The sequence below is a fragment of the Streptomyces sp. NPDC052301 genome (genome assembly GCF_044593395.1).
GTDB lineage: Bacteria > Actinomycetota > Actinomycetes > Streptomycetales > Streptomycetaceae > Streptomyces.
Genome location: NZ_JBIUBE010000003.1, coordinates 618,356 through 644,275, shown reverse-complemented (window position 1 = coordinate 644,275; position 25,920 = coordinate 618,356). Strand labels below are relative to the sequence as shown.

Sequence of the window (25,920 nt, the reverse complement as noted above, 5' to 3'; positions counted from 1 at the left end):
GAACAGCTCTCCGGGAACTCTGCCCGAAAGGGAGCGACTCTCCGGCGAGAAATCGACAGCGAATGGCTGAATCCTTTCGCTGTCCGCCGGAGTGATTCTGCGCATCCGTTCACCATCATGCGGAAAGTCGAGCACCGAGTGGGGCGGGGGACGGAGCGGGATGAAACTGACCGCGGGGGGCCGGAAGCTGGTGGTCGCCGCACTCGTGCAGTCCCTCGGCATCGGCCTGTTCATGGCCAGTTCCATGGCGTACTACACCCGGCAGGTCGGGCTGACGCCCAACCAGGTCGCCACCGGACTGGCCACGGCCGGCGGGGTCGCGCTGCTGGTCTCCCTCTACGGCGGTGTGCTCGCCGACCGCTACGGGGCGCGGCGCGTGCTGGCCGTCGTGTACGTGGGCCGGGGGGTGTGCTGCGGGGCGTACGCCTTCGTCACCTCCTTCTGGCAGTTCATGGCGCTGACCCTGTGCGCGGTGGCCTGTGACCGGGCCGGCCCGCCGGTCCTGCAGGCCCTGGTGGCGAACGCCGTCCCGGACCAGCAGGACCGCACCCGGCTGCTCGCGGTCGTCAACGTCGTCCGCAACTGCGGGCTCGGCGTCGGCGCCATGGGGGCGGGCGCGGCCCTGGTCTCCGACACGGCGACCGCCTACCGCGTCGTCCTCGCGGCGATCGCCTGCGCGTTCTTCTGCGGGGCCGTTCTGGTGCTGCGCGTCCACGAGGACCGCGCCGCGGGGACGACGGCCCGGTCGTCCCGCGCGGAGCGGACACAGCGGCAACGGGCCCTGCCGGACGCCCGCTACCTGGCGCTGACCGGGCTCAACTTCCTGCTGTCGTTCTTCGACGCGCTGCTGCTCGTCGCCATGCCGGTGTGGGTCCTGGACCACACCGACGCGCCCCGGGTGATGGTGTCGGTCCTGTTCGCCGCCAACACGGTGCTGGTGGTGGTCCTGCAGATCCCGGTGAGCCGGTTCGCCGACGGCCTGCGCCGCACGAGCCGGATGCTGACCTGGACCGGCGCGGTCCTCGCCGTGGGCAGTCTGTGCTTCGCCGCGGCGGGCGCCACGCCCGGCTGGACCTCCGTGGCCTGGCTGAGCGCGGCCGTGCTCGCCCTCTCCCTGGGCGAGGTGATCGCCAATGCCGCGGTGTGGGACCTGTCCATCGCCCTGGCCCCGCCCGAGGCACGCGGCCGCTATCTGTCCGTGTTCAACCTGAGCATCAACGGCCAGCGGGTGCTCGGACCCATCGCCGTCACGGGGCTGCTGCTCGGCACCGGGACCGCCGGCTGGATCGGCGCCGCCCTGGTCTTCGCCGCGGCCGGCGTCACGGCGGAGCGGGTCGCCCTGACCGCGGGCAGCCGCGTCGGCGTCCCGGTCGCGGCCGAGACCTGACCGCCGGACCCTCCCGGCGCGCCGCGCCGCCCGCGGTTCGCCGTGACCCGCCGTCCGAGCGGACGGCACCCGGCCCCGTGCGGGCGGCCGTGCCCGACCACCGCGCGCCCGGCACCGCGTCACCCGGACGGAGCGCAGCCCGCGCGCCGACGCCGGCCCGCGCCACCTTCTTCCACACCCGTACCCGAAGGACACCATGACTGCCAGCATGCAGACGAGGGCCCTCGCCGAAGGCTTCCGCCGGCACGCCGCGGCCCACCCGGACCGCATCGCCCTGACCATCGGCCGTCGCAGTCTCACCTATGGCGAGGCGGACGCCACGGCCCGCCGCTGGGCCACCCGTCTGCTGGAGACCCACGGCGACGGGCGGCCCCGCCGCGTCGGCGTCTTCGCCCACCGGAGCGAACCCGCCTACCTGGGCGTCCTGGCGGCGCTGTACGCGGGGGCCGCGTTCGTCCCGCTGAACCGGAAGTTCCCGCTCGACCGGACCCGGACCATGCTGGAGCGCGCGGAACTCGACGCCCTGATCGTCGACCGGGCCTCCGCCGCCCAGCTGCCCGAGCTGCTCGCGGGCACGGCCCGTCCGCCCGCACTTCTGCTGCCCGACGACGACGGCCCGGCCGGCGCCCCGGCCCCGGGTGCCCACGCTGCCCGCGTCCTCAGGGCGGCCGACCTCGACGCGGCGCCGGAGCTGCGCGAGCTGCCCGGGACCGGCCCGGACGACCTGGCGTACCTGCTGTTCACCTCCGGCAGCACCGGCACGCCCAAGGGGGTGCCCATCACCCACGGCAACGTCCGCGCGTTCCTCGACGCCAACCAGGCCCGGTACGCGATCACCCCCGACGACCGGTTCTCGCAGACGTTCGACCAGACCTTCGACCTGTCGGTGTTCGACCTGTTCATGGCGTGGGAGCACGGCGCCCGCGTGTGCGCCATGGATCCGATCGAGATCCTCGCGCCCGCCAAGTACCTGGAGCGCAACGGCATCACCGTGTGGTTCTCGGTGCCGTCGGTGGCCGCGGTGCTGCGCCGGCGAGGCGCCCTGCTGCCGGGCACGATGCCGACCCTGCGCTGGAGCCTGTTCTGCGGGGAGGCCCTGCCCCGGGCGACCGCCGAGGCGTGGCAGGCGGCCGCACCCCGCTCGGTCGTGGAGAACCTGTACGGTCCGACGGAGCTGACCATCGCCTGCTCCGTCCACCGCTGGGACCCGGTGTCCGGCCCCGCGCAGTGCGTCCACGACAACGTGCCCATCGGCCGCCTCTACCCGGGCCTGCACGGACTCGTCGTGGACGAGCGGCTGGCACCCGTGGCCGACGGCGCCACCGGGGAGCTGTGCGTCGCCGGCCCCCAGGCCACCCCCGGGTACTGGCGTGCCCCGGAGCTCACCGCGGAGCGGTTCTTCGAGCACGACGGCCGCCGCTACTACCGCACCGGCGACCTGGTGCGCCGGCAGGGCGCCGACCTGGTCTGCCTCGGCCGCAACGACCAGCAGGTGAAGGTCGGGGGCCACCGCATCGAACTCGGCGAGGTCGAGGCCGTGCTGCGCCGGGCCGGCGCCACGGAGGCCGTCTGCCTGGTGTGGCCGGACGACTCCGCCCTCACCGCGGTCGTCACCGGACCCGTCCCGGCGCCGGACCTGGCCGACGCGGCCGCGCGGGCCCTGCCCGCCTACATGGTCCCCAAGTCCGTGCACACCCGGGACGACCTGCCGGTGAACGCCAACGGCAAGGTCGACCGCGGCGCCCTGCGCCAGTGGCTCGGCACCCGCGCCGCCACCCTCGCCTGACCTCAGCCACCTCCCACCGAGCACCCGCTGGAGAACACACATGAGCAGCGTCGACCAGCTGATAGCGCGCACTCTCGGGATCGCACCGGACCAGGTCACCGACGACCTCGAGTACCAGTCGGTCCGGGAGTGGGACTCCCTCGGCCACGTCGGACTGATGGTCGCCCTCGAAAAGGCCTACGGGGTGCCCGTCGACGACGAACTCATCCTGGAGCTGCGGACGGTGGCCGCCATCCGTGCCTTCGCCGAGCGCGGTGGCGCCACCTCCGGACCGGCCCCGGCGCCCTCCGCCGGGGCCGCGACCACCACCGTCCACCGCGGCCTGGAGGGCGTCCGCTTCGACCGCACCTCCGTCACCCGCATCGACGGCGCGGACGGCGTCCTCGAGTACCGCGGCTACAGCATCCACGACCTGGCGGGCAACGCCTCCTTCGAGGAAGTGGCGCATCTCCTGGTGCACGGCGAACTCCCGGACGCCACCGCCCTGGAGGCGTTCGGCAAGGAGCTGCGCGCCCGGCGGGACCTGCCCGCACCGGTCGTCGGCCTCGCCCGCTCGCTCGCCGCTGCCCACCCGATGGAGGCGCTGCGGACCCTGGTGTCCGCGCTCGGTTCCTTCGGTGCGGTACGCGGCGCCGGCGACGAGACCTACGGCGAGGCGCTGGAGGCCGGGATCGGCCTGATCGCCCAGGTTCCCCTGCTGGTCGCCGCCCACCATGCCTTCCGCAGCGGACGGGAGTTCGTCGTCCCGGCCGGCGAGACCTCGTACGCGGAGACGTTCCTGACCGCGCTGCTCGGCGAGCGCCCCTCGCCCGCGGCGGTCCGGTTCGTCGAGAAGGGGTTCATCGTCCACGCCGACCACAGCTCCAACGCCTCGGCGTTCACGGCACGGATCGCCATCGGCTGCCGTTCCGGCATGGCGGCCGCGCTCACCGCCGCCGTCGCCGCGTTCGCGGGCTCCGTCCACGGCGGCGCCGCCGAACGCGCGGTCCGGCTCGTGGACGAGGTGGGCGAGCCCGGCAACGCCGAACGGTACGTCGCCGACCTCCAGCGGCAGGGCCGGCCGGTGATGGGCTTCGGCCACCGGGTGTACCGCACCGAGGACCCCCGGGTCCGGCATCTGCGGGAGACCGTCGTCGAGTTGAGCGAGGAGCGCGGGGACCACAGCGGCCTGGAGATCCTGGACGCGGTCGCCGCCGCGATGCGGCCGTACGGCAGGCACGGGGTCGCCCCCAACGTCGACCTGTACGCCGGGCTCGCCTACCGGCTGCTCGGCCTGCCCGACGACCTGGCGGTCCCCCTCTTCGTGATCGGCCGGACCGCCGGCTGGGTCGCCCAGGCGCTGGAGCAGCACGCCAACAACGTGCTGATCAGGCCGCTGCTGGAGTACGTCGGCCCGCGCGGTCTGCCGTACCCAGGAGCCGCCGGATGAGCGGGCACCTGCTGCTCGTCGGCGCCGAGGACCGCCGGCACGCCACGGCGCACCGGCTGGGGCGGCGGCTGACCCTGCTCACCAGCGTCTCCGCGCTGGGCACGCTGGAGGATCTGTCGCGGTACGAGCGGATCGTCGCCGTGCCCGACACCGCCCCCCTCGGCGAGTGGGCGGCGGCGGCCCGGACCGTCGCCGCGCACGACCCCGTGGACGCGCTGGGCGCCTTCGCCGAGGAGGTCCAGGACCGTGCCGCGGTCGTCGCTGCGGAGCTGGGGCTCCCCGGTCACCCGGTCGAGGTGGTGCGGGGGACCGCCCACGGTCCGCTGATGCGGGCCCTGCTGCGCGAGGCCGGCGTGGACGGCACGACGGCGAGCGAGGTGCGCGACACCGCGGACGTCCTGGCGTTCGCCGCCGTGTACGGCTACCCGCTGGTGCTCAAGCCCGTCGACGCCACGGACCCCGGGGCCGCCACGGTGCTCCGCTCGGCCGGCGACCTGCCGGACGCGCTGGAGCCGGGGCGCCCGATGATGGTCGAGGAGTTCCTCGACGGTACCGAGTACGGGGTCGAGGCGTTCTCCGAGGACGGCGTGCACCGGCTCGTGTGTCTGACCCAGCCGCTGTTCGACCCGGTCAGCGGGGTGCGCACCGGGCACTGTCTGCCGACGCGGGTCGACGACCGGCTGCGCGCGCGGGTCGAGGCGTTCCTGCCGCGCGTGCTCGACGCCCTGGGCGTCACGGACGGTCCCACGCACACCCGGATCGTGGCGACGGACGCGGGACTGCGCGTGGTGCGCACCCACCTGCGGCCCGGCGGCGACCGGATCGTGGAGCTGGCCGCGCTGGCCCTGGGCCTGGACCTGGACGACCTGTGGGTACGGCAGGTGTGCGGGCAGCGCGTCCTGGACGGACTGCCCGACCGGCCCAGCCGCGCGGCCGCCGTCCGGTTCGTCACCCCGCGCGCCCCCGGCCTGCTGGAGCGCTGCTACGGCGCGGAGGAGGCGACGGCCCTCGAAGGCGTCGAGGCCGTCCACTGGCTGCGCGAACCGGGCTCCCTGACTCCCGGCGCGCTCACCCCGGAGTCCCGCGGCGCCTGTGTCATCGCCACCGGCGCCACCGGTCGCCAGGCGGTGGACCGCAGCCTGGCGGCGGCCGCGCGGCTGCGGTTCGTGGTGGTGTGCGCCGGATGACCGCACCGCCGCCGGGCGCCGGCCGGCCCGCACCGGACGAAGACGAAGACAACGAAGGGGACGGACTGACCGTGATCGAGAGGGGACGGCTCGCGGGCCGCCACGCCGAGTGGTACGGCCTTCCGGGCTTCGCCGCGACCGCCGGGTTCGCCCTGCACGCCGTGCCGTACACCGGCCGGGTGCTGCTGGAGTCGCTGCTGCGGGACGGTGACCCGGACCGGGCCGCGACGCTGGGCAAGCGCCTGGCCGCGGGCGAGGCGCCGGACCTGGAGACGGTGTTCCGCCCGGCGCGCATCCTGGTGCAGGACTACACCGGCATTCCGCTGCTCGTGGACCTGGCGGCGCTGCGCGACCGGGTGGCGCGGCCCGGCCGCGTCGAGCCGGCGCTGCCCGTCGACGTCGTCGTCGACCACTCCGTGCAGACCGACTTCGCCGGCCGGCCGGACGCGCTCGCCCTGAACGAGGCACTGGAGTGGGAGCGCAACCGGGAGCGGTACACGTTCCTGAAGTGGGCGGAGTCGGCGTTCGACGGCCTGCGCGTCATCCCGCCGGGCAGCGGCATCGTCCACCAGGTCAACCTCGAACGGCTGGCCTCGGTGGTCGCTCGGGACCCCGGCGGGCTGCTGCGCCCCGACACGGTGATCGGCACGGACAGCCACACCACCATGGTGAACGGTCTGGGCGTGCTCGGCTGGGGCGTCGGCGGCCTGGAGGCGGAGACCCTCATGCTGGGCCTGGCCCAGCCGATCCGCCTCCCCCCGATCGTCGGCGTCCGGCTCAGCGGCGCACCGCGCCCCGGCGTGTCGCCCACCGACGTCGTCCTCACCCTCACCCGGCGGCTGCGCGAGGAGAACGTCCGCGGCCTCATGCTGGAGTTCACCGGCCCCGGCGTGGCCGCGCTCACCGCCGCCGACCGCTGCACGATCGCCAACATGGCGCCCGAGTACGGGGCCATGAGCGCGTTCTTCCCGGTCGACGCGGAAACCCTGCGTTACCTGCGGCAGACCGGACGCGACGAGGACCACGTCCGGCTCGTGGCGGAGTACTGCCGCGCCCAGGCCCTGCTCGCCGACCCGTCCGGCGACCCGGCCGCCGAGCCGCACTTCGGGCGGGTGATCGACGTCGACCTCGGGGCCGTCGAGGCGAGCCTGGCCGGGCCGAGCCGCCCGGACCAGCGGATCTCGCTGGCCGGACTGCCGGGCTCCTTCCGGGAGTTGTCCCCGCGCCCGCCGCGCAGCGCGCAGGGGCTCAGCGACGGCGACCTCGTCATCGCGTCGATCACCTCCTGCACCAGCACCTCCAATCCGAAGGCGATGCTGGCCGCCGGGCTGGTGGCCCGGCGGGCCGTGGAACGCGGCCTCACCGTGCCCTCTCACGTCCGCACCAGCCTCTCCCCGGGCTCCCGCGCCGTGACCCGTTACCTGCGCGACGCCGGGCTGCTGCCGTACCTCGAACGGCTGGGCTTCCACGTCGCCGGCTACGGCTGCATGACCTGCAACGGCGGCAGCGGACCGCTGGCCGAGGGGGTCGGGGCCGTGGTGGAGCGCGAGGGCCTGACCGTCGGCGCGGTGCTCAGCGGCAACCGCAACTTCGAGGCCCGCGTGCACGCCCAGGTGCGGGCCGGCTATCTGGCCTCGCCCGCCCTCGTGGTCGCGCTGGCCCTGGTGGGTCACGTCCGCGCCGACCTCGAGACCGAACCGCTCGGCACCGGCCACGACGGTGAGCCCGTGTACCTGCGCGACCTGTGGCCGGACTCCGCCGAGCTCGCCGCCCTGGAGAGCGCGTACGTCACCCCCGAGGTGTTCGCCGCCGAGGCCGCGGGCCCCGTGGCGGCGGACCCGGCGGGCGGCTGGTCCGCGCTGACCGCTCCCGGGTCCGACGTCTTCCCGTGGGACGAGACGTCCACCTACATCCGCCCGCCCGCCTACGCGGGCCCCGCCCCCGCCGCCCGCCCCCTGACCGGTGCCCGCGTCCTGCTGGCCCTCGGCGACGACGTCAGCACCGACCACATCTCGCCGGTGGGCGCCATCCCCCCCGGCTCCTCGGCGGGCCGCCACCTGCGCGCACGCGGGGTGACGGATCTCAACTCCTACGGATCACGGCGCGGCAACCACGAGGTGATGGCACGCGGCACCTTCAGCAACCCGCGTCTGGTCAACCGGCTGCTCGGTGACGGGGAGGGCGGCGGCGACACCCTGCACCTGCCGAGCGGCGAGCGGCTGCCCGTCCACGAGGCCGCCCAGCGGTACGCCGCCACCGGCACCCCGCTGATCGTGCTGGCAGGCCGCAGCTACGGCATGGGCTCGTCCCGGGACTGGGCGGCCAAGGGCCCCTGGCTGCTCGGCGTGCGCGCGGTGCTCGCCGAGAGCTTCGAACGCATCCACCGCACCAACCTGTGCGCCATGGGCATCCTGCCGCTGCTGCTGCCCGAGGGCACGTCCTGGCGCTCGCTGGGGCTGACCGGACGCGAGGAGTTCGACCTCGCCGTGGACCTGGCCGGCGAGAGCGGGACCGTCGCGGTCACGGCGGGCGGCATCACCTTCGACGCACGGGCCGACGTGCATTCCGCCGGCGAGTGGGCCGTGCTGCGCGCGGGCGGCACCCTGCCCCACCTGATCGAGCGCATCGCCCGTGAGGAGGAGGCACGATGAGCGGCCGTCTGCTGCACGCGCTGGACCTGGCCGCGGCCGCCGAGCCGCTCACCGGGCGGGCCGGTGCCTTCGCCCCGGTCCACCTGGGCACCCGCGACGTGCGCGTCGGCACCCTGCTCGACGCGGTGCGCGCCGAGGAGGGCCTGCTGCCGCCGCGCAGCGGCCATCTGGGCAACTGGGAGGACATCGCGCTCGGCCGGTCCGGCCCGATGGACTTCAACACCGCCGTCTGCGGCGGCGGCCACGGGTTCCCGCTGATCTACGGCTTCACCCAGACCGAGGCGGACCCGTCGGGCGGCGACGGTGTCTACCTCCCCGGCTCCCTGGTCGAGCGGGGCCGTCGCCGACCGCTGCCGCTGTACACCTGGGACGGTCGGGCCTTCGTACGGCGCGACCGCTCGCGCCCGCTGTTCTGCCCCGTGGTGCAGGCCGAGGCGGACGGTGCGCTCACTCCGCTGGTCGAGGTGCACTGGCAGCGGATGCGCGCGCTCACCGGCTACCGCTTCGAGCTGGAGGCCACGCGGCTGGTCGCCCACGCCCCGCTGGTGACGGACATGTTGTGCGTGCTCCTTGCGGAGGCCGCCCACCAGGACAACCCGCGCCGGGCGTACGCCGAGCTGATCAGTCACGCGGCCCGGCTGGACGGCCAGGTCGGCCGCTGCGAACTGCGTCCCGACGGCACCGGGTACGTGCTCGACGGCCACCGGTTCGCCTCGGCGCGCGCCCTCGCCGAGGCGGCCCTGCTCCCGCTGCGCGCGCTGACCGAACCGCACGCGTTCTTCGTCCGGGCGGCCTCCCTGCCGCCGGTGCTGCCGGTGATGTCCCACCTGCTGACGACCGCGTTGTCGGCCCTGTTCGGCGCCGACTACCCGGACGCGGAGCCGGGCGGTGAGGCCGGGCGTCCGCCCGGCCTCACCGAGCACGGCGTCCGGGTCCATCTGCACTGGGGCGCCCGGGCGATGGCCGGCTGTCCGCCGCGCCGCGGCGGCTACTTCGGCCGCAAGTCCACCGCCCGCGCCCTGCGCGGCATCATGGGTCCGCTCGTGCGGGACTTCGCCGAGGCGCACCCGCTGTGCCTCGTCCTGCTGCCCGCGCCCGTCTTCATGCTCTGCCCGCCCGACACCTCCCCAGGGGACGCCGAGCAGCTCAGGGCGCTGTTCAAGACCGTCCTGTCCACGCCCGCCGAGCAGGCGTACGAGACGGCTCTGGGCTGGCTGGCCGAGCACCGGGAGTCTTTCTCGCCGTACCTGCTCGACCGGTTCCGGGACGGCAGCGGCGTACCGCACGACGGGGCGCGGCGGGAGCCGGCGACCCCCGTGGAACCCGACGGCTTCCGCGATCTGACGCTACGTCAGGCATCCGCGCTGGTCGCGGCGTTCGAGGAGGTTCTGGCATGACGGACATCCTGACCGGGTCCGGGACCCGGGTCGCCCACGGCCGGATCCGCATCGCACTGGAGGAGCCGTTCGTCAGCAACCGGGGCGTCACCACGCACGTCGAGCAGACCGTCCTGCGCCTGGACTGGCAGGGCCTGACCGGCTACGGCACCGCGCTCGCCGCCGACGCGGAGGAACTGGCGGCCTGCGCGCCCCTGCTCGCCGACGCCGGGCCGTACGACCTGCGCCGCGTTCTCGACGCGCTCCGGGACGCCGGGGTCCGGCCGGCCGTGGCCGCGGCCGTCGACCTGGCCCTGCACGACCTGCTCGGCAAGGCCGCGGACCAGCCCCTGCACCGGCTGCTGGGCCTCGCCGGACTCCCGCTCGCCCCGACCGCGCTCTCCCTGGGCGCCGGCGACGAGGCCGAACTGCTGCGCGCCGCACGGGAGCTGGCCGACTGGCCGATCCTCAAGCTGAAGCTGACGCCGGACGACGACGGCAGCCGCGCGGGCCTGCTGCGCTCGGTGTACGGCGGCCGCATCTGGGTCGACGGCAACGGCTCCTGGAGCCCGCCGCGCGCCGTGGAGGTGGCACGCACGCTGGCCGGGCACGGCGTGGAGCTGTTCGAACAGCCCGTCGCCCGGGGGGACCTCGAAGGCCTGGCCCACGTGCACCGGCACGCGCCGGTGCCCGTCGTCGCCGACGAGGACTGCGTGCTCCCGGAGGACGTGCTGCCGCTGCGCGGCCGGGTGTCGGCGGTGAACCTCAAGCTGACCAAGTGCGGCGGTCTGCGAGCGGCCCTGGACATGATCGCCGTGGCCCGGCGGGCGGGCCTCGGTGTGATGCTCGGCTGCAAGACCGAGAGCTCCCTCGGGGTGACCGCCATGGCCCAACTGGCCCCGCTGGCCGACTGGCTGGATCTCGACGGCCATCTCGGTCTCGAGGACGACCCGTTCAGCGGCGCCGTGATCGACCGGGGCAGGATCGTGCTGCCGGGCGGCCCCGGACTGGGTGCCCGCCCGTGCACCGACAGCCAGAACCTGTGGGAGACATGACATGAAATTCCGCTGCGCCGTACTCGACGACTTCCAGAACGTGGCGAGCACGTTCGGCGACTGGCCGGCCCTGGGCGACCGCGTCGAGGTCGTCGCCTTCACCGAGCACTTCACGGGCGAGGACGACCTCGTCGCGGCCCTCGCCGACTTCGACTGCGTGGTCACCCTGCGCGAGCGGGTCCCGTTCCCGGCCTCCCTGCTGGACCGGCTGCCGCGCCTGAAGCTGCTGATCGCCTCCGGCATGCGCAACTCGTCGATCGACTACGCGGCCGCGCGGGCGAACGGCGTCACCGTGTGCGGCACCCAGAGCTCCTCCACCCCGCCGGTCGAGCTGACCTGGGCTCTGCTCCTCGGCCTCGCCCGCGGCGTCGTCCAGGAGAACGAGGCGCTGCGCGAGGGCGGCCCCTGGCAGTCCACCGTCGGTGCCGACCTGCACGGCCGCACCCTCGGGCTGCTGGGCCTGGGCAAGATCGGCGCCCTGGTGGCCCGGGTCGGGCTCGCCTTCGGCATGGAGGTCACCGCCTGGAGCCAGAACCTCACCAAGGAACGCGCCGACGAGGTCGGCGTGTCCCTCGCCCCCTCCAAGGAGGAGCTGCTCACGAGCAGCGACTTCGTCTCCGTCCACCTCAAGCTGAGCGATCGCACCCGGGGCCTGCTCGGGGCCGGCGAACTCGCCCTGCTCAAGCCGACCGCGTACCTGGTCAACACCTCGCGGGCCGCGATCGTCGACCAGGACGCGCTGCTCGCCGCGCTGCACGAGGGCCGCATCGCCGGCGCCGGCCTCGATGTCTTCGACGTCGAACCCCTGCCCGCCGACCACCCGGTGCGCACCGCGCCGCGCCTGCTCGCCACCCCGCACCTGGGTTACGTGTCCCGCGCCAACTACGAGCGCTACTACGGCCAGGCCGTGGAGGACATCCAGGCCTACCTCGCCGGCGACCCGGTCCGGGTCCTCGGCTGACGTGCCGTCGTGAGCTCCGGCGGGCCACGCGCCCGCCGGGCTCCGCTCCACCCCGCCCACCGTTCCCCGTACGAAACGGAGACCACCACCGTGAGCCCGTCCCGCCGCATGATGAAACTCGGCGCCTTCCTGCCCGCTCCGGGCCACCACGTCGCCGCCTGGCGGCACCCGAACGCCCGCCCCGACGGTGGCCTGGACTTCGACTACTACCGCTCGCTGGTGCAGACCGCCGAACGCGGCAAGTTCGACATGGTCTTCCTCTCCGACGGCGCCGGTGTGCGCACCACCTACCGGGACGCCGAGGAGCTGAGCCGGCAGGGCCGCATGGTCCACTTCGAGCCACTGACCCTGCTGTCCGCGCTGGCCGTGCACACCACGCACATCGGGCTGACGGCCACCGCATCCACGACGTACAACGAACCCTTCAACATCGCCCGCAAGTTCGCCTCACTGGACTTCCTGAGCTCCGGACGCTCCGGGTGGAACGTGGTCACCTCCGTGACGGACGCCGAGGCGCAGAACTTCAACCTGGACAAGCAGCCCGACCACGCCACGCGCTACGACCGGGCCCGTGAGTTCATGGACGTCGTCACCGGGCTGTGGGACAGCTGGGAGGACGACGCCTTCGAGTACGACAAGGCCTCGGGCCGCTTCTTCGACCCGGCCAAGCTGCACATCCTGCACCACAAGGGGGAGCACTTCTCGGTGCGCGGTCCGCTCAACGTGGCCCGGCCGCCGCAGGGTTACCCGGTGATCGTGCAGGCCGGTTCCTCCCCCGACGGCCAGGACTTCGCCGCCCGCTGGGCCGAGGTGGTGTTCACCGCCCAGCAGACCCTGGACCAGGCGCAGACGTTCTACCGCGGCATCAAGAAGCTGGCGGCGGACCACGGCCGCAACCCGGAGGACGTCAAGGTTCTGCCCGGCGCCTTCATCGTGGTCGGCCGCACGCGGGCCGAGGCCGAGGACAAGTACGCCGTCCTGCAGGAGCTCGTCGACCCCGTGGTCGGGCTCGGCCTGCTCACCGGCCAGCTCGGCGACGTCGACATCTCCGGGTACCCGCTGGACGGCCCGCTGCCCGAGCTCCCGCCCACGGAGGGCTCCACCAGCAAGCAGCAGCTGATCTACGAGCAGGCACGGCGCGAGGGGCTGACGATCCGCGAGTTGTACCTGTCGGTGTCGGCCGGGCGCGGCCACCGGTTCCTGCTCGGCACCCCGGAGACCATCGCCGACGAACTGGAGGAGTGGTTCGTGGGCGAGGCCGCGGACGGCTTCAACATCATGCCCGACTACCTGCCCGACGGGCTCGACGCCATCGTCGACCTGCTCGTCCCGGAGCTGCAGCGCCGCGGGCTGTTCCGCAGCGAGTACGAGGGCACCACGCTGCGCGCCAACCTCGGTCTGCCCCGGCCCGCCTTCGGCGCGGCCCGCCGCCCGGCGGAGCGACGCCCGTGACCGTCGAGGGCCGCACCCTGCGCTCCGTGCTGCGCGCCCACGCGTCGGGGGTGGCCGTGCTGACCGCCCCCGGCGCCGACGGGCCGGCCGGAGTGACCATCACCTCCTTCACGTCCGTCAGCGCCGAGCCGGCGCTGGTCTCCTTCTGCCTGGCCGGCACCTCCTCCACCTGGGCCCGGATCCGGGACAGCCGCTGGTTCGGGATCCAGGTGATGGGCGCGGACCAGGCCGACGTGGCGGAACGATTCGCCGCACCCGGCACCGACCGGTTCGCCGCACCCACCCGCTGGCACACCGGACCGCACGGCGTCCCGCTGCTCGACGACTGCCTGGCCTGGCTGGTGTGCAGCCGCCGCGAGCAGTTCCGCATCGGCGACCACCACCTCGTGGTCGGCGCCGTGGAGCACGCACGCTCCGGCGCGGCCGGCGACGCGCTGGTGCACCTGCACGGACAGATCCGGCCGGTGACCGCCGCCCCCACCTCACTCGCCCTGTGACGTCCCACGACCCCACGGATTGCGCACCCATGCCGAAGGTACTTCTGTACTCCCGTCAGCCGCTGACGAAGCGCCCCCTCCACCAGTGGCTGGACGACACCGCCGACAGCGTCGTGCTGCTCACCACGCACAAGGCGGTGGCCGGCGCGGAGGACGTGCTCGCCGCGCACTTCCCCGCCCACCGCCTGGTGGACGACTACTACGCGTGGTCCACCGAACTGGCCGCCGAGGAGGCGGCCCGCGCCCATGGCGCGGAGCTGGTGGCCAGCACCAGCGAGGACGACGTCCTGCGGGCGGCCCGGCTGCGCGAGCGCCTGGGGCTGCCGGGCCAGGGGACCGCGAGCGCGACGGCCTACCGCGACAAGGCGGTGATGAAGGCCCTGCTGCGGGACGCCGGCCTGCCCGTACCGTCCTTCGCCGCGGTCGACAGCCCGCTGGACCTGCTCGACTTCCTCGACGCCGAGGACGGCCCGGTGGTCGTCAAGCCGCGTTCCGGCGCCGGCGCCGAGGGCGTGGGCGTGCTGCGCACCACCGCGGACCTGGAGGCCTTCCTGGCTCGCCAGAAGTCCTCCGAGGTGCCGTTCCTGGCCGGGCAGTGGATGGCGGAGGGCTTCGTCCACGGCGACTTCTTCCACGTGGACGGCATCATGCGGGACGGCCGCGTCGTGCACTGCTGGCCTTCGCAGTACAACAGCGGCGTCGCCGAGCACCTGCAGGGCCAGACCCAGCTCAGCAGCGTCCTGCTGGCCGCGGACGACGAGCGTACGGCCGGCTTGCGCACCCTCGCGCAGGACGTCGTCGCGGCCCTTCCCGCCGCACCCCTGCCGCTCGCGTTCCACCTCGAGGCGTGGCTCGGCGCCGACGGCAGGCCCGTCGTGTGCGAGATCGCCAGCCGCGCCGGAGGCGGTCTGATCGCCGACACCTACGAGCGGGCCTTCGGCGTCCACCTGGCCAAGGAGGGACTGCGGGCGCAGTGCGGCAGCGCCCTCACCCTCGCCGGGCAGCCGGACGCCCCCGGGGCGCCCACCGGCTGGGTCCTCTTCCCGCCCGGCCACGGCCGCTTCACCCCGCCCGCCGAGCCCTGCCCGGTCCCCGGCGTGGACCTCACCGTCCACCTGGAGCCCGGCACCGAGTGCGCGGGCCTGGAGTACGCCGCCCAGTCCGCGGCCGGGGCGCTGGTCACCGGGGACACCCCCGACGAGATCCGCAAGCGCCTGACGCTGCTGACCGAGTGGTGGAACCTGCACACCTCCTGGCTCTGACCCTCGCTAGAAGAGGGACGTACCGCGCTCGAAGTCCAGCAGCCGGCGCTTGCGGTCCAGTCCGCCGCCGTACCCGGTGAGGGAGCCGCCCGCGCCGATCACGCGGTGGCAGGGGACGATGATGCCGATCGGGTTCCGGCCGTTGGCGAGGCCGACCGCGCGGGACGCCTTGGGGTTGCCGAGGGCGTCGGCGAGCTCGCCGTAGCTCCGGGTCTCGCCGTACGGGATCCGGGTCAGCTGGTCCCAGACGCTGCGCTGGAACGGCGTCCCGTGCAGGGCGAGCGGGAGGGTGAACTCGGTCAGCTCGCCCGCGAAGTAGGCCGTCAGCTGTTCCTCGGCCTCGGCGAAGAGGGAGTCGTCGAGGCCGCCGAAGGTCTCCTGCGCCGGGCGGTGCCGCTGGTCGGTCATGTAGAGGCCGCACAGCACGCCGTCGTCGGCGACGAGGGTGAGGGGGCCGTAGGGGCTGTCGATGACGGTGTGCTGCTTCATCGCGAAGGTCCTTGTGAATGCGGGATGCCGTACAGCGGAAGGCCTGGACTGTCTGGAATGCCTTATACCGGCAGGAAGTTGATCGGGTGGCTGTCGGTCGCCCACAGGTACTGCACCGCGTACGCCCGCCAGGGCCGCCAGGCCTCGGCACGGGCGGTGAGCGCGGCCGGGGTGGACGGCAGGCCCAGCTCCCCCGCCGCGCGCCGGATGCCGAGGTCGGTGGGGAGGAAGGCGTCGGGGTCGCCGAGGGCGCGCATGGCGATGACGTCGACCGTCCAGGGTCCGAAGCCGGGCAGCGCGAGCAGGCGGGCGCGGGCCTCGGCCCAGTCGGACTCGACACCCAGGTGCAGCGTGCCGTCGGCGAGCCCGCGGACGAGGGTGGTGAGGGTGGTGCGCCGGGTGCGCGGCATCGCCAGCGTCTCGGGGTCGACGCCGGCCAGCGCCTCGGGGGACGGGAAGAGGTGCGTGAGGCCGCCCTCGGGGTCGTCCAGGGGCTTGCCGTGCGCGGTGACGAGCCGGGCCGCGTGGGTGCGGGCGGCAGCCGTGGAGACCTGCTGCCCGAGGACGGCCCGTACGGCGAACTCCGCCTCGTCGACCGTGCGCGGCACCCGGCGGCCGGGCGCCCGGTCGACCAGCGGCGCGAGCAGCGGGTCGGTGCGCAGCCGGTCGTCCACGGCGACCGGGTCGGCGTCCAGGTCCAGCATGCGGCGGCAGCGGCTGATCGCCACGGTCAGGTCGCGCAGGTCGCTCAGGGTGAGCCGGCAGGCGATGTGGTCGGGGCGCGGGCTGAGCGCGACGATGCCGTGCCCGTACGGCAGCCGCAGCGTGCGCCGGTACGCGCCGTCCCGCCACTCCTCCACGCCGGGTACGGCGGTGGCGGCGAGGTGGCCGAAGAGGTTGGCGGGGTTGAGCGGGACGCGGAACGGCAGCCGCAGGGAGAGTCCGCCCGGCATGCCGGGGCCGCTGCGGGGCGCCCGGGAGCGCAGGTCGCTCGGGGACAGTGCGAAGACCTCGCGGACGGTGTCGTTGAAGGTGCGGATGGAGGAGAAGCCGGCCGCGAAGGCGATCTCCGCCATGGGCAGCGGAGTGGTCTCGACGAGCAGCCGCGCGGTCTGGGCGCGCTGGGCACGGGCGAGCGCGAGGGGGCCGGCGCCCAGCTCCGCGAGGAGCTGCCGCTCCACCTGCCGGGTGCTGTAGCCGAGCCGGGCGGCGAGCCCGGGCACGCCCTCGCGGTCCACGACGCCGTCGGCGATGAGCCGCATGGCCCGGGCCACCAGGTCGGCGCGCAGGTTCCACTCCGGGGAGCCGGGGCTGGTGTCGGGGCGGCAGCGCTTGCAGGCCCGGAACCCGGCCTGCTGGCAGGCGGCGGCGCTCGGGTAGAACGTCATGTTCTCCGGCTTGGGCGGCACGACGGGGCAGCTGGGTCGGCAGTAGATGCGGGTGGTCAGGACGGCCGTGAAGAACCACCCGTCGAACCGCGCGTCCTTGGACTGCACGGCACGTACGCAGTGCTCCCGGTCGAGGTGCGTCGCTGTCTGCATGCCTCAAGGATCGGCCACGGCAGGGGCCGGTCGCTGGCGGAAATCCGACATCAGCGTCCGCCGGCCTGCTGTGCCGCCGGTCGCCGCACACCGGGCGCCCGTCCGACGGCGGGCCCCGCCCGTGATCGGCACACGGCCGTCCTACGGGCGGCCGTCCTGGCGGAACCGGGTGATCCACTCGGCGGTGGGGCGCAGGCCGCCGAACGTGTAGAAGTGCACCTTGACCGTGCCGTGCCGTGCCGGGTCGTAGCGGTGGGCCAGGGCGTGCAGGAAGCGGTCCGGGCCGGTGGTGCCCATGAGGTTGGTCAGCGAGAAGCCGTACTTGCGGGCGACGGAGGCGCTGGTGGCGACGCCGAACCGGCCGGCGTAGCCGAGCAGCCTGCGGACGCCGGCCGGTCCGGGGACGCCGATGCGGACGGGCAGGTGCACGCCCCGGGCGCGGGCGGCTTCCAGCCAGCCGAGCACGGGGTCGACGTCGAAGCCGAACTGGGTGATCACGTCGCCGGTGAACCGGTCGGCCCCGATGGCCGCGGCCTTGTCCGTGAGCGCCGACCACAGCGAGCCGTCGGCTATGGCGGGGTGGCCCTCGGGGTAGCCGCTGATGCCGATGTGCCGGACGCCGTGGTGCCGCAGCAGTCCGGTGCGCAGGACGGCGAGGGCGTCCGCGTAGGGGCCCTCGGGGCGGGCGGGGTCGCCGCCGACGACGAACACGTTCTCGGCGGTGCCGTCCGCCGCCAGCCCGGACAGGAACTCCTCCAGGGCACCGCGGGAGGGCAGACGGCGTGCGGAGATGTGCGGTACGGGGACGAAGCCGAGCCGCTTGACCGCGCGGGCGGCGGCCAGCCGCATGCCGAGGTCCTCACCCGCGAGGAAGGTGATGTTGATGCGGGTGCCCGGCGGGATGCTGTCCCGCGCCTCCTCGAGCCGGGCCACGTCCTTGCCGGTCATCTCCAGCGAGAAGTCGTCGAGCAGAGCGGTACCGACCGCCGGGGGGACGGTGAGAGCGGGGTTCATCGTGCTCCTCGTACGACTGCGGTCTGACCCGGGCCGATGATGTCACGGGGGCCGCGGGACGTTCGGGCCGGGGGCGGCCCGGGGCGCGACGCCGGTGCCGTCCGCCCGGCTCGGTGCAGCAGGACGCGACACGCCGGGGCGCCGACGGGCGTGCCGGCCGGCTGCTTCCGTGCGGCTGAATCAGCCCCTGCGGTCCGGGGGCGAAGCGTACGGACGGCGGGTCGCCGCCCACACGGGCGTCCTCGACGGGGGCGGGGCCGGGCGTCCGGGACCGGTCGCCGCCGTCCGCCGTTCGCCGTTCGCCGGCTTCCGTGGACGGTGCACGGCGTCGCCGGGACGAGCGGGGGCCGGCCACACCTCCTCGCGGGCGCGGGCGGCCCGGTGGGCGGCGGCGGTCCCTGGGCGGCCGGGCCGCGGACGGGCGGACTCGACATCGCCGGCCGGAACACCCTCGGGGTGCCCGACGCGGAGGTGCCCGCGGCCGTCGCCCGGCGGGTGCAGGCCGAGGAGCTGCGCGGAACCGGCGCCGAGGACACGCGACCGCCGGCCGGGGCACTGATCCGGCCCGCCCGGCGGGCCCGTGACGCGGGCGAACGGCCGCCCGGTCGGTCGTCCCCGACAGGACCGCCGGGCACCCGCGCGCAGATCCCGGGCCGCTACGGCGCCGGGTTCAGCGGATCGTCGAGCACGCCTGCCAGCCGGCCCGCCTCGGCGGACGGATCGAGAACGGGATCGAGGCCGGCCGCCACGGCCGTGAGCGCGGTGAGCGCCGGCACCAGACCGGCGCGCTCCTGGGCGGGCAGCCGTTCCACCAGGGCGCGGATCTGCGCGCGCCGGTGGCTGAGCACGCGGTCCACCAGGTCCTCTCCCGCGGGGGTCAGCCGCAGGACGACCTCTCGGCGGTTGTCCGGGTTGACGCGCCGGTCGGTGAGGTCCAGGGCCTCCAGGCGCTCGACCATGCGCAGTGCGGTGGACGGCGTGACGCCCAGCGTGGCGGCCATCACCGCGAGCTTGATCGGGCCGCAGGTGCGCAGCGCGACCAGGGAGCGCAGCTGGGGCAGCGTCAGCGGTACGTCGACGGAGGCGAGGGCACGCGCGGAGAGGGCGACGATCAGCCGGGAGGCGGCCATCACCGCGAGCGTGATCTCCTCGGCCTCCCGGTCCAGCGCCTCCTCGGACCCCGCGCCCCGGTCCGGCGCCTCACCGCCCCCCGCCGCCTGGTCCGACCCCTCTTCGGCCCCGGGCGCCCGGACCGGCGTCTCCCCGGCCGCTGTCACCGGCCCGGCCGGCGCCTCCTCGATCTCCGCCACCCCGCTCCGCGCCTTTCCGACCGCCGCCGCTCCGGCCGCCTGCGGCGTCCGCGGCGGCCCCCCGGGCGCTCCCCTCTGCTCCCCCGCCTGGTCCGGGACGCCGTCCTGCTCGGCCATGGGCTCCTCGCCCCCCCTTCCTTCCCTCCACGATCCGGACGCCACCCGTCACCCATGGTGACGATTGCAGACTGCAATGACAAGCTCGGGGCAGCTGGACCGAGCGGGCGCGACGGTTCCGGTGCCGAGGGTGATGACGATGAGATCCGAGCCGATACGCGAAGCCTATTCCTTCGTGTGCCTGCGCTGGAGGCACGCCTGGGAGGGCGCCTACGAACGCCCGGGGTCGCCTGCGCGCCGAGTACCACGTCACGGGGGGCCTGCGGGTCCCGTCCCCGCTCACGGCGAACACCTGCCGGGTGTGCGGAGGGCGCAGGATGCGCATCCGGCGCCCCGGGCGGGTGGACTCCGCGCGCGCCGTGCCCTGTTGAGGGCACCGGCCGCACCCCTTTCCCGACGCACGCGCAACGAGGCGCGTCCGTCCGCCATGTCCGAGGTCCGCCACTTCCTCACACCGGCACGGGCGGTGCCGCCCGGTGGCGCCGCAGCCCCCGGCCGGGGCCTCTCCGCCCCGGCACCGGGGCCGCCCTGCCGTGCCCGGCCGCCGCCCCTGCCGCCGTACCCTACGGAGCCTTCATGCCACCCCTGTCCCAGACGCCCGCCAGAGCCCACGCCCCCACCCGGCCCGCCCCGGCCCGGCATCTGCCCGCGCTCAAGATCCCGCACCTGGGCGACTTCCACGTCCCGCCGCGCGTCGTCGTGATCAGCGCGCCGGCCGTCCCGGTCGGCGCCGTCACCGCGGCTGGTCGCCGCCGGCCTGCTGAAGCTGATCGCGCTGATCACCAACCGCCCTGGTCCTCCTCGCCGGACTGACCGCCACCGCCTCCTCGGTGACCAGCCCCCTACGACCACCGGCTCGGGGTGGCCGTCCGGTTCCGCAGCCTGTCCGCCCTCGACCCCGACGTCGGCGCCATGGCGCACGCCCCGCTCGTGTACCGGCTGCACGCCCTGCTCGCCCTCGCCCTCGCCCTCGCCCTGTTCGGGCTGTGGCCGTTCGGCCGCCTGGTGCACGCCTTCACCGTCCCGCTCGGCTACGTCGTCCGGCCCTACGTCGTCTACCGCTCCCGGGGCGGTGCCGGGGCGCGCGGCACGGCTATGGACCAGTGAGACGCACCCCTTTTGGCTCTGGTGAGCGGACCACGGTCTCGGCAGGGTGGTGATCCCGAACCCGAGGAGATCACCACCATGCGATTCCGGCACGCGCCGAGCATCTGGTCCACGTACCCCGAACTGGCCTCCGGCGCGCTGTACGCCACCGGTGTCGACGCCCGCGCGGACACCGGGCCGCGCGCCGCCGCGTACACCGCCCGGGCCGTGGCCCGGCTGGCCGGGACCACCGAGGGCGAGTTTCCCGAAGTGCTGGCGTGGCGGCGGACGTTCAGCCGGATGGGGATGAAGCCGACGCAGTACCGGTGCGCGTCCGAGTCGCTGCTGCGGCGGCTGCGGAAGGAGGGGGCGCTGCCGCGCATCCATCCGCTGGTCGACCTGTGCAACGCCCTGTCGGTGGCGTACGCGGTGCCCGTCGCGGTCCTCGACCTCGACCGGATCGCCGGGCCACTGCTGGAGGTGCGCCCGGCGGGCGGGGAGGAGGAGTACGTCCCGTTCGGCGGCGGCGTCGAGCATCCGGTGCCCGGCGAGGTGACGTTCGTCGACTCGGCCGGCCGGGCGCACGCACGCCGCTGGACCCATCGGCAGAGCGGCTTCTCGGCCGTCGGCGAGCACACGGGGCGGGTGCTGGTGGTGGCGGAGGCGATGCACGAGGGCGGTGCGGAGATGGTGCCCGAGCTGCTGAAGACCCTCGAGGAGGAGGTCGCGGCGCACTGGGCGGCCGTCACCCGGAAGACCGTACTCACCCCGGCCGCACCGGACTTCGTCCTCGGCGACTGACCCGGCACGGGCGCGTGACAGCATGGGCACGGTGAACGAGGGCGTGGAGCGACTCGCCGGGCGCGGCTCGGACTTCCTGCAGCTGGCCGTCGGTGACGTGCCGACGGACGGCAAGGCGGAGTGGCTGGCCGGGCGGCTGCGGCGGGCGATAGCCGAGGGCGCCCTGACGGTGGGCGGCAGACTGCCGCCGAGCCGGGTGCTGGCGGCGGAGCTGCGCGTCTCGCGGGGCGTGGTCACGGAGGCGTACCGGCGCCTCGGCGAGGACGGCCACGTGGAGGGACGCCGCCGCGGCGGCACGGTGGTGGTCGCGGCACCGCCGGCCCCGGCCTGCGGCATCCGGGGCGCGCCCGCCTGCGGTGCCCCAGCCGCACTCGACTCCGTCACCTCGGGCGCGCAGGCCCCCGGCACCCCCGTTGCGGGTGTCCCCTTCCCGGACGGCGAACCCGGTCCCGACGTCTTCGACCTCCTGCGGGCCGCGCCCGCCGCCGTCGACTTCACGCCCGGCCGCCCCGACCTCACCACCTTCCCGCGCACCGCCTGGCTGCGTGCCGAACGGGCCGTGCTGGGCGAGCTGTCCGCCGAGCATCTCGGCTACGGCGACCCGCGCGGGACACCGTGGCTGCGGCGGGCCGTCGCCGGCTGGCTCGCGCGGATGCGGGGCGTGCGGGTGGAGCCGGAGGAGGTGCTGATCGTCGCGGGCACCGCGCAGGCGCTGACCCTGCTGCACCCGGTGCTGCGGGCGGACGGCATCGAGGCCGTCGCGGTGGAGGACCCCGGCTCGCTCGGCGCCCGGCAGCACCTGCGCAACGGCGGCCTCGCCACCCCGCCGGTACCGGTCGACGCGGAGGGGGTGCGGGTGGACGCGCTGCGGGCGACCGGCGCCCGCGCGGTGCTGCTCACACCGGCCCACCAGTTCCCCACCGGTGTGGTGACCAGCGGCGAGCGCCGGCGTGAGCTGCTGGGCTGGGCCGGGGAGGGCGGGCTGGTCCTGGAGGACGACTACGACGCCGAGCACCGCTACGACCGGCCGCCGGTCCCCGCGCTGCGCGCGATGCTGGCCGACCGGGTCTGCTACCTGGGCAGCGTGTCGAAGCTGCTCGCGCCGGCGCTGCGCATCGGCTGGCTGCTCGCACCGCCCCGACACCGGGCCGCGCTGACCGACGCCAAGCGCTACAACGACCTCGGCAACGCGGTGCTGCCGCAGCTGGTGCTGGCCCGGCTGATGGAATCCGGTCAACTCGAGCGCCACCTGCGGCTGTTGCGCGGACGGCACCGCAGCCGCCGGGACGCGATGATCGCCGCGCTCGCCGAGCACCTGCCGGGCGCGACCGTGCACGGCGCCGCGGCAGGACTGCATCTGACGGTCACGTACACCGCCGACGTGCCCGACACCGCGTTCGCCGCCGCCGCGCTCGCCCGGGGCGTGAAGTGCCAGCCGCTGTCCTGGCACCGGCAGACACCCGGCCGGCCCGGCCTCGTCCTCGGCTACGCGGCCACCCCACCGGGAGTGATCGCCGAAGGTGTGGCACTGCTCGGCAGGACCCTGCGCGAACTGTAGCCGCCGCGGGATCAGCCGGCCTGCCGGGCGAACGCCTCGTACGCCCGCTCGTCGAAGAGGACGAAGCGCACCTCACCGACCCCCGTCGGTGTGTTCCGTACCGTCTCCACCGCGATCCGCGCCGCGTCGTCCATCGGCCACCGGTAGACGCCGGTGGAGACGGCGGGGAACGCGACCGTACGGGCGCCGAGTTCGTCGGCGACCTTCAGGGACTCCCGGTAGCAGGACGCCAGCAGGCCGGAGCGATCCTCGGTGGCGGAGTACACCGGACCCACCGTGTGGATCACCCAGCGGGCGTCCAGGGCGCCGGCCGTCGTGGCGACCGCCCGGCCGGTGGGCAGGCCCTTGCCGTAGTGCGCGGCGCGCAGCTTCCGGCACTCCTCCAGGATCGCGGGGCCGCCGCGGCGGTGGATCGCGCCGTCCACGCCACCGCCGCCGAGGAGCGAGGAGTTGGCCGCGTTGACGATCGCGTCGACGCTCTGCCGGGTGATGTCACCCTGGACGAGGGTGATGGTGGTCATGTCTGCCTCAGTCTTCGCCAGACGGCCTTGGCCGCGTTGTGCCCCGACATGCCGTGCACACCGGGCCCCGGCGGGGTGGCCGAGGAGCAGATGAAGACGGCGGGGTGGGGGGTGTGGTACGGGAACAGCGACAGCCTGGGGCGCAGCAGCAGCTGGATTCCGGAGGTCGCGCCGCAGGCGATGTCGCCGCCGACGTAGTTGGCGTTGCGGGCGGCCACCTCGGCGGGTCCGGCGACGGCACGGGCGAGGACGCGGTCGCGGAAACCGGGGGCGAAACGCTCCAGTTGGCGTTCCATGACGTCGGTGAGGTCGCCGCTCCAGCCGTTGGGAACATGGCCGTACGCCCAGAAGACCTGCTTGCCCTCGGGCGCCCGGGAGGGGTCGGCCACGCCGGGCTGCACGGTGATCAGGAAGGGGTGGTCCGGCGCGCGGCCCTCGCGGGAGGCGGCGCGCAGGGCGGTGCCGATCTCGGCCCGGCTCGCGCCGATCTGGACGGTGCCGGCGACACGCGCCTCGGGCGCGGTCCACGGGACCGGGCCGTCCAGCGCATAGTCGATCTTGAAGACGCCGGGGCCGTAGCGGTAGTGCGCGTAGTGGTCCCCGAAGCCGGCGATGCGGGTGAGGGCGGCGGGCGAGGTGTCGAAGACGTACGCGCGCGCGGGCGGCAGGTCGTCCAGGCGCTTGACCTCGTAGTCGGTGTGCACCGCGCCGCCGAGGTCCTTCAGGTAGGCGGCCAGGGCGTCGGAGATGGCCTGGGAGCCGCCGCGGGGCACCGGCCAGCCGCGGGCGTGCGCGGCCAGGGCGAAGACCAGGCCGACGGCTCCGGTGGCGAGGCCGCCGAGCGGGGCCATCACGTGCGCGACCAGCCCGGCGAAGAGGGCCTTGGCCCGCTCGTCCTTGAACCGGCGCATCAGCCAGGTGGAGGGCGGCAGCCCGGCGAGCCCGAAGCGGGCCAGGGTGACGGGGTCCCGCGGGAGCGCCGTCGCCGGCAGGGACATGAAGTCCCGGACGAGCGTGTCCCAGCGGGCGAGGAACGGCTCGACGAGCCTGCGGTACGCGCCCGCGTCGCGCGGCCCGAAGGACGCGGCGGTCTCGGCGACCGACCGGGACAGCACGGCCGCGGTGCCGTCCGGGAACGGGTGCGCCATCGGCAGCTCGGCGTGCAGCCATTCGAGGCCGTAGCGCTCCAGGGGCAGGGCCCGGAAGGCGGGCGAGTTGATGCCGAGGGGGTGGGCGGCCGAGCACGGGTCGTGCCGGAAGCCCGGAAGGGTCAGTTCCTCGGTGCGGGCGCCACCGCCCACGGCGGACTTCGCCTCGAACACGGCGACGGAGAAGCCCCGGCGGGCCAGCTCCACGGCAGCGGTCAGTCCGTTCGGTCCCGCACCCACCACGACCGCATCGAGCATCGACGGCACCTTCGGACCCCTTCGTCAGCCGATGGCCACTCGGCATCAGGATATGCCGGGGGACCGACACTCCCGTGGCCCGGGTCGGCGGGGCGGGCGGGGTGCGGGACCCGCCCGGGTCAGCCCTGCGCGCGCAGCAGTCCGGCCAGCCGCCGGGCCGTGGCGGTGTCGCGGGCGGCGGTGAACGGCAGTGCGTTGCCACCCGTCACGCGGAACGGCTCGCCGGTGCGGGTGAGGTGCGCTCCGCCCGCCTCCTCGACGAGGAGCAGTCCGGCCGCGTGGTCCCAGGCGGCCTCCCAGCTGAACGCGACGCCGTCCAACTCGCCCCGCGCGACGGCCAGATACTCCAGGCCCGCGGAGCCGCACGGACGCGGTGCCACACCGTCGGTCCACAGGGCGCGCAGCACGTGCTTCTGCTCGTCGGTGGTGAAGTCGGGGTGGGAGGTGGCGACGGCGAGGTCCCGGCCGGGCGCGGGCGGACCCGCCCACAGCCGCTGCCCGTCCAGGAAGGCGCCCCGGCCGCGGACGGCGGTGGCGAACTGGTCGCGTGCCGCCGCGTACGTCCACGACGCCATGACGACCCCGCGGTGGGCGAGCGCCACCAGGGTGCAGAAGCCGTCGTCGCCGTGCACGAACTGGCGGGTGCCGTCGACCGGGTCGACGATCCACACCGGTGCGTCGCCCTGCAGCGCGTCGTACGTCGCCGGGTCGGCGTGCACCGCCTCCTCGCCGACCACCACCGAGCCGGGCAGCAGGGCGCCGAGGTCCTGGGTGAGCCGCTTCTCGGCGAGGCGGTCGGCGTCCGTCACCAGGTCGTGCGGGCCGCTCTTCTGGTCCACCTCGTCCGCGGCGAGGCGGCGGAAGCGGGGCAGGATCTCGGCCTCGGCCGCCTTGCGGACGGCTTCCTCCACGTCCGCCGAGCGGCGGCTGAGAAACTCGTCGATGGTTTCCGTCATTGCTTCGATCATGCCTCCATGAGAGCACGCCCCACTGACAGCCCCCGTGCGCCCGGTGCACAGCGGGTGGAATCGGGA

21 protein-coding genes and 1 pseudogene are annotated in these 25,920 nt (G+C 74.9%); 15 read left to right on the top strand and 7 right to left on the bottom strand.

The window, feature by feature from the left end:
- Positions 1-160: 160 nt before the first annotated feature.
- The 11 genes from ACIHEJ_RS10145 (at position 161) to ACIHEJ_RS10095 (ending at position 15,043) form a co-directional block, all read left to right on the top strand.
- Positions 161-1,387, top strand: coding sequence for an MFS transporter (locus tag ACIHEJ_RS10145; RefSeq protein WP_400133765.1), 1,227 nt, complete (start codon positions 161-163; stop codon positions 1,385-1,387).
- Positions 1,388-1,583: 196 nt separating this feature from the next.
- Positions 1,584-3,173, top strand: a complete 1,590-nt coding sequence (locus ACIHEJ_RS10140) for an amino acid adenylation domain-containing protein (protein ID WP_400133763.1) — start codon at positions 1,584-1,586, stop codon at positions 3,171-3,173.
- Positions 3,174-3,213: 40 nt separating this feature from the next.
- Positions 3,214-4,602 carry a citrate/2-methylcitrate synthase gene (locus ACIHEJ_RS10135; RefSeq protein WP_400133761.1) on the top strand — a complete coding sequence of 463 codons (1,389 nt, stop codon included), beginning with the start codon at positions 3,214-3,216 and terminating at the stop codon, positions 4,600-4,602.
- Entirely contained in the window at positions 4,599-5,789 is a 1,191-nt protein-coding gene (locus ACIHEJ_RS10130; RefSeq protein WP_400133760.1) for an ATP-grasp domain-containing protein, read from the top strand. The genes ACIHEJ_RS10135 and ACIHEJ_RS10130 overlap by 4 nt, the downstream gene beginning before the upstream one ends.
- The gene (gene acnA / locus ACIHEJ_RS10125; RefSeq protein ID WP_400133758.1) at positions 5,786-8,440 is read left to right on the top strand and encodes an aconitate hydratase AcnA; all 2,655 of its coding nucleotides are present in this window, start codon (positions 5,786-5,788) and stop codon (positions 8,438-8,440) included. Before ACIHEJ_RS10130 ends, acnA begins: the two co-directional genes overlap by 4 nt.
- Positions 8,437-9,837 carry a DUF6025 family protein gene (locus tag ACIHEJ_RS10120; RefSeq protein WP_400133756.1) on the top strand — a complete coding sequence of 467 codons (1,401 nt, stop codon included), beginning with the start codon at positions 8,437-8,439 and terminating at the stop codon, positions 9,835-9,837. Before acnA ends, ACIHEJ_RS10120 begins: the two co-directional genes overlap by 4 nt.
- Positions 9,834-10,871 carry a mandelate racemase/muconate lactonizing enzyme family protein gene (locus tag ACIHEJ_RS10115; RefSeq protein WP_400133754.1) on the top strand — a complete coding sequence of 346 codons (1,038 nt, stop codon included), beginning with the start codon at positions 9,834-9,836 and terminating at the stop codon, positions 10,869-10,871. The genes ACIHEJ_RS10120 and ACIHEJ_RS10115 overlap by 4 nt, the downstream gene beginning before the upstream one ends.
- Before the next feature lies 1 nt (position 10,872).
- Positions 10,873-11,832, top strand: coding sequence for a D-2-hydroxyacid dehydrogenase family protein (locus ACIHEJ_RS10110; protein WP_400133752.1), 960 nt, complete (start codon positions 10,873-10,875; stop codon positions 11,830-11,832).
- Between the two features lie 90 nt (positions 11,833-11,922).
- Positions 11,923-13,284: an LLM class flavin-dependent oxidoreductase gene (locus ACIHEJ_RS10105; RefSeq protein ID WP_400133750.1), complete on the top strand. Its 1,362-nt coding sequence runs from the start codon at positions 11,923-11,925 to the stop codon at positions 13,282-13,284.
- A complete protein-coding gene (locus ACIHEJ_RS10100) occupies positions 13,281-13,781 on the top strand; it encodes a flavin reductase family protein (RefSeq protein WP_400133748.1) in 501 nt (166 codons plus the stop codon). Before ACIHEJ_RS10105 ends, ACIHEJ_RS10100 begins: the two co-directional genes overlap by 4 nt.
- A 29-nt stretch (positions 13,782-13,810) precedes the next feature.
- The gene (locus ACIHEJ_RS10095) at positions 13,811-15,043 is read left to right on the top strand and encodes an acetyl-CoA carboxylase biotin carboxylase subunit family protein (protein ID WP_400133746.1); all 1,233 of its coding nucleotides are present in this window, start codon (positions 13,811-13,813) and stop codon (positions 15,041-15,043) included.
- A 6-nt stretch (positions 15,044-15,049) separates the two neighbouring features.
- On the opposite strand, the gene ACIHEJ_RS10090 is transcribed toward ACIHEJ_RS10095, so the two are convergent.
- The 4 genes from ACIHEJ_RS10090 to ACIHEJ_RS10075 all read right to left on the bottom strand — a co-directional run bounded on the left by ACIHEJ_RS10090 (position 15,050) and on the right by ACIHEJ_RS10075 (position 19,514).
- Positions 15,050-15,532 carry a methylated-DNA--[protein]-cysteine S-methyltransferase gene (locus tag ACIHEJ_RS10090; RefSeq protein ID WP_400133744.1) on the bottom strand — a complete coding sequence of 161 codons (483 nt, stop codon included), beginning with the start codon at positions 15,530-15,532 and terminating at the stop codon, positions 15,050-15,052.
- Positions 15,533-15,594: 62 nt separating this feature from the next.
- Positions 15,595-17,073, bottom strand: coding sequence for a DNA-3-methyladenine glycosylase 2 family protein (locus ACIHEJ_RS10085; RefSeq protein WP_400133742.1), 1,479 nt, complete (start codon positions 17,071-17,073; stop codon positions 15,595-15,597).
- A gap of 141 nt (positions 17,074-17,214) precedes the next feature.
- Positions 17,215-18,087 (bottom strand): methylenetetrahydrofolate reductase, encoded by an 873-nt coding sequence (locus ACIHEJ_RS10080; RefSeq protein ID WP_400133739.1) that lies wholly within the window; start codon positions 18,085-18,087, stop codon positions 17,215-17,217.
- 656 nt (positions 18,088-18,743) lie between these two features.
- Positions 18,744-19,514, bottom strand: coding sequence for a MarR family winged helix-turn-helix transcriptional regulator (locus ACIHEJ_RS10075; RefSeq protein ID WP_400133737.1), 771 nt, complete (start codon positions 19,512-19,514; stop codon positions 18,744-18,746).
- A gap of 576 nt (positions 19,515-20,090) precedes the next feature.
- Between ACIHEJ_RS10075 and ACIHEJ_RS10070 the strand changes: the two genes are divergently transcribed.
- The 4 genes and pseudogenes from ACIHEJ_RS10070 to ACIHEJ_RS10055 all read left to right on the top strand — a co-directional run bounded on the left by ACIHEJ_RS10070 (position 20,091) and on the right by ACIHEJ_RS10055 (position 22,959).
- Positions 20,091-20,327: a hypothetical protein gene (locus tag ACIHEJ_RS10070; RefSeq protein WP_400133735.1), complete on the top strand. Its 237-nt coding sequence runs from the start codon at positions 20,091-20,093 to the stop codon at positions 20,325-20,327.
- Positions 20,303-20,621, top strand: a pseudogene (locus tag ACIHEJ_RS10065) (respiratory nitrate reductase subunit gamma); the annotation flags it as partial. The gene ACIHEJ_RS10070 and the pseudogene ACIHEJ_RS10065, both read left to right, overlap by 25 nt.
- 78 nt (positions 20,622-20,699) lie before the next feature.
- Complete coding sequence (locus tag ACIHEJ_RS10060) at positions 20,700-21,401, top strand: B3/4 domain-containing protein (protein WP_400133733.1); 702 nt, start codon at positions 20,700-20,702, stop codon at positions 21,399-21,401.
- Between the two features lie 22 nt (positions 21,402-21,423).
- Positions 21,424-22,959 carry a PLP-dependent aminotransferase family protein gene (locus ACIHEJ_RS10055; protein WP_400133731.1) on the top strand — a complete coding sequence of 512 codons (1,536 nt, stop codon included), beginning with the start codon at positions 21,424-21,426 and terminating at the stop codon, positions 22,957-22,959.
- An 11-nt stretch (positions 22,960-22,970) separates the two neighbouring features.
- On the opposite strand, the gene ACIHEJ_RS10050 is transcribed toward ACIHEJ_RS10055, so the two are convergent.
- The 3 genes from ACIHEJ_RS10050 to ACIHEJ_RS10040 form a co-directional block, all read right to left on the bottom strand.
- Positions 22,971-23,480, bottom strand: a complete 510-nt coding sequence (locus tag ACIHEJ_RS10050; RefSeq protein WP_400133729.1) for an O-acetyl-ADP-ribose deacetylase — start codon at positions 23,478-23,480, stop codon at positions 22,971-22,973.
- Positions 23,477-24,895, bottom strand: coding sequence for a phytoene desaturase family protein (locus ACIHEJ_RS10045; RefSeq protein ID WP_400133727.1), 1,419 nt, complete (start codon positions 24,893-24,895; stop codon positions 23,477-23,479). The genes ACIHEJ_RS10050 and ACIHEJ_RS10045 overlap by 4 nt, the downstream gene beginning before the upstream one ends.
- A 110-nt stretch (positions 24,896-25,005) precedes the next feature.
- Positions 25,006-25,854 carry an inositol monophosphatase family protein gene (locus ACIHEJ_RS10040; protein ID WP_400133726.1) on the bottom strand — a complete coding sequence of 283 codons (849 nt, stop codon included), beginning with the start codon at positions 25,852-25,854 and terminating at the stop codon, positions 25,006-25,008.
- Between the last annotated feature and the right edge of the window lie 66 nt (positions 25,855-25,920).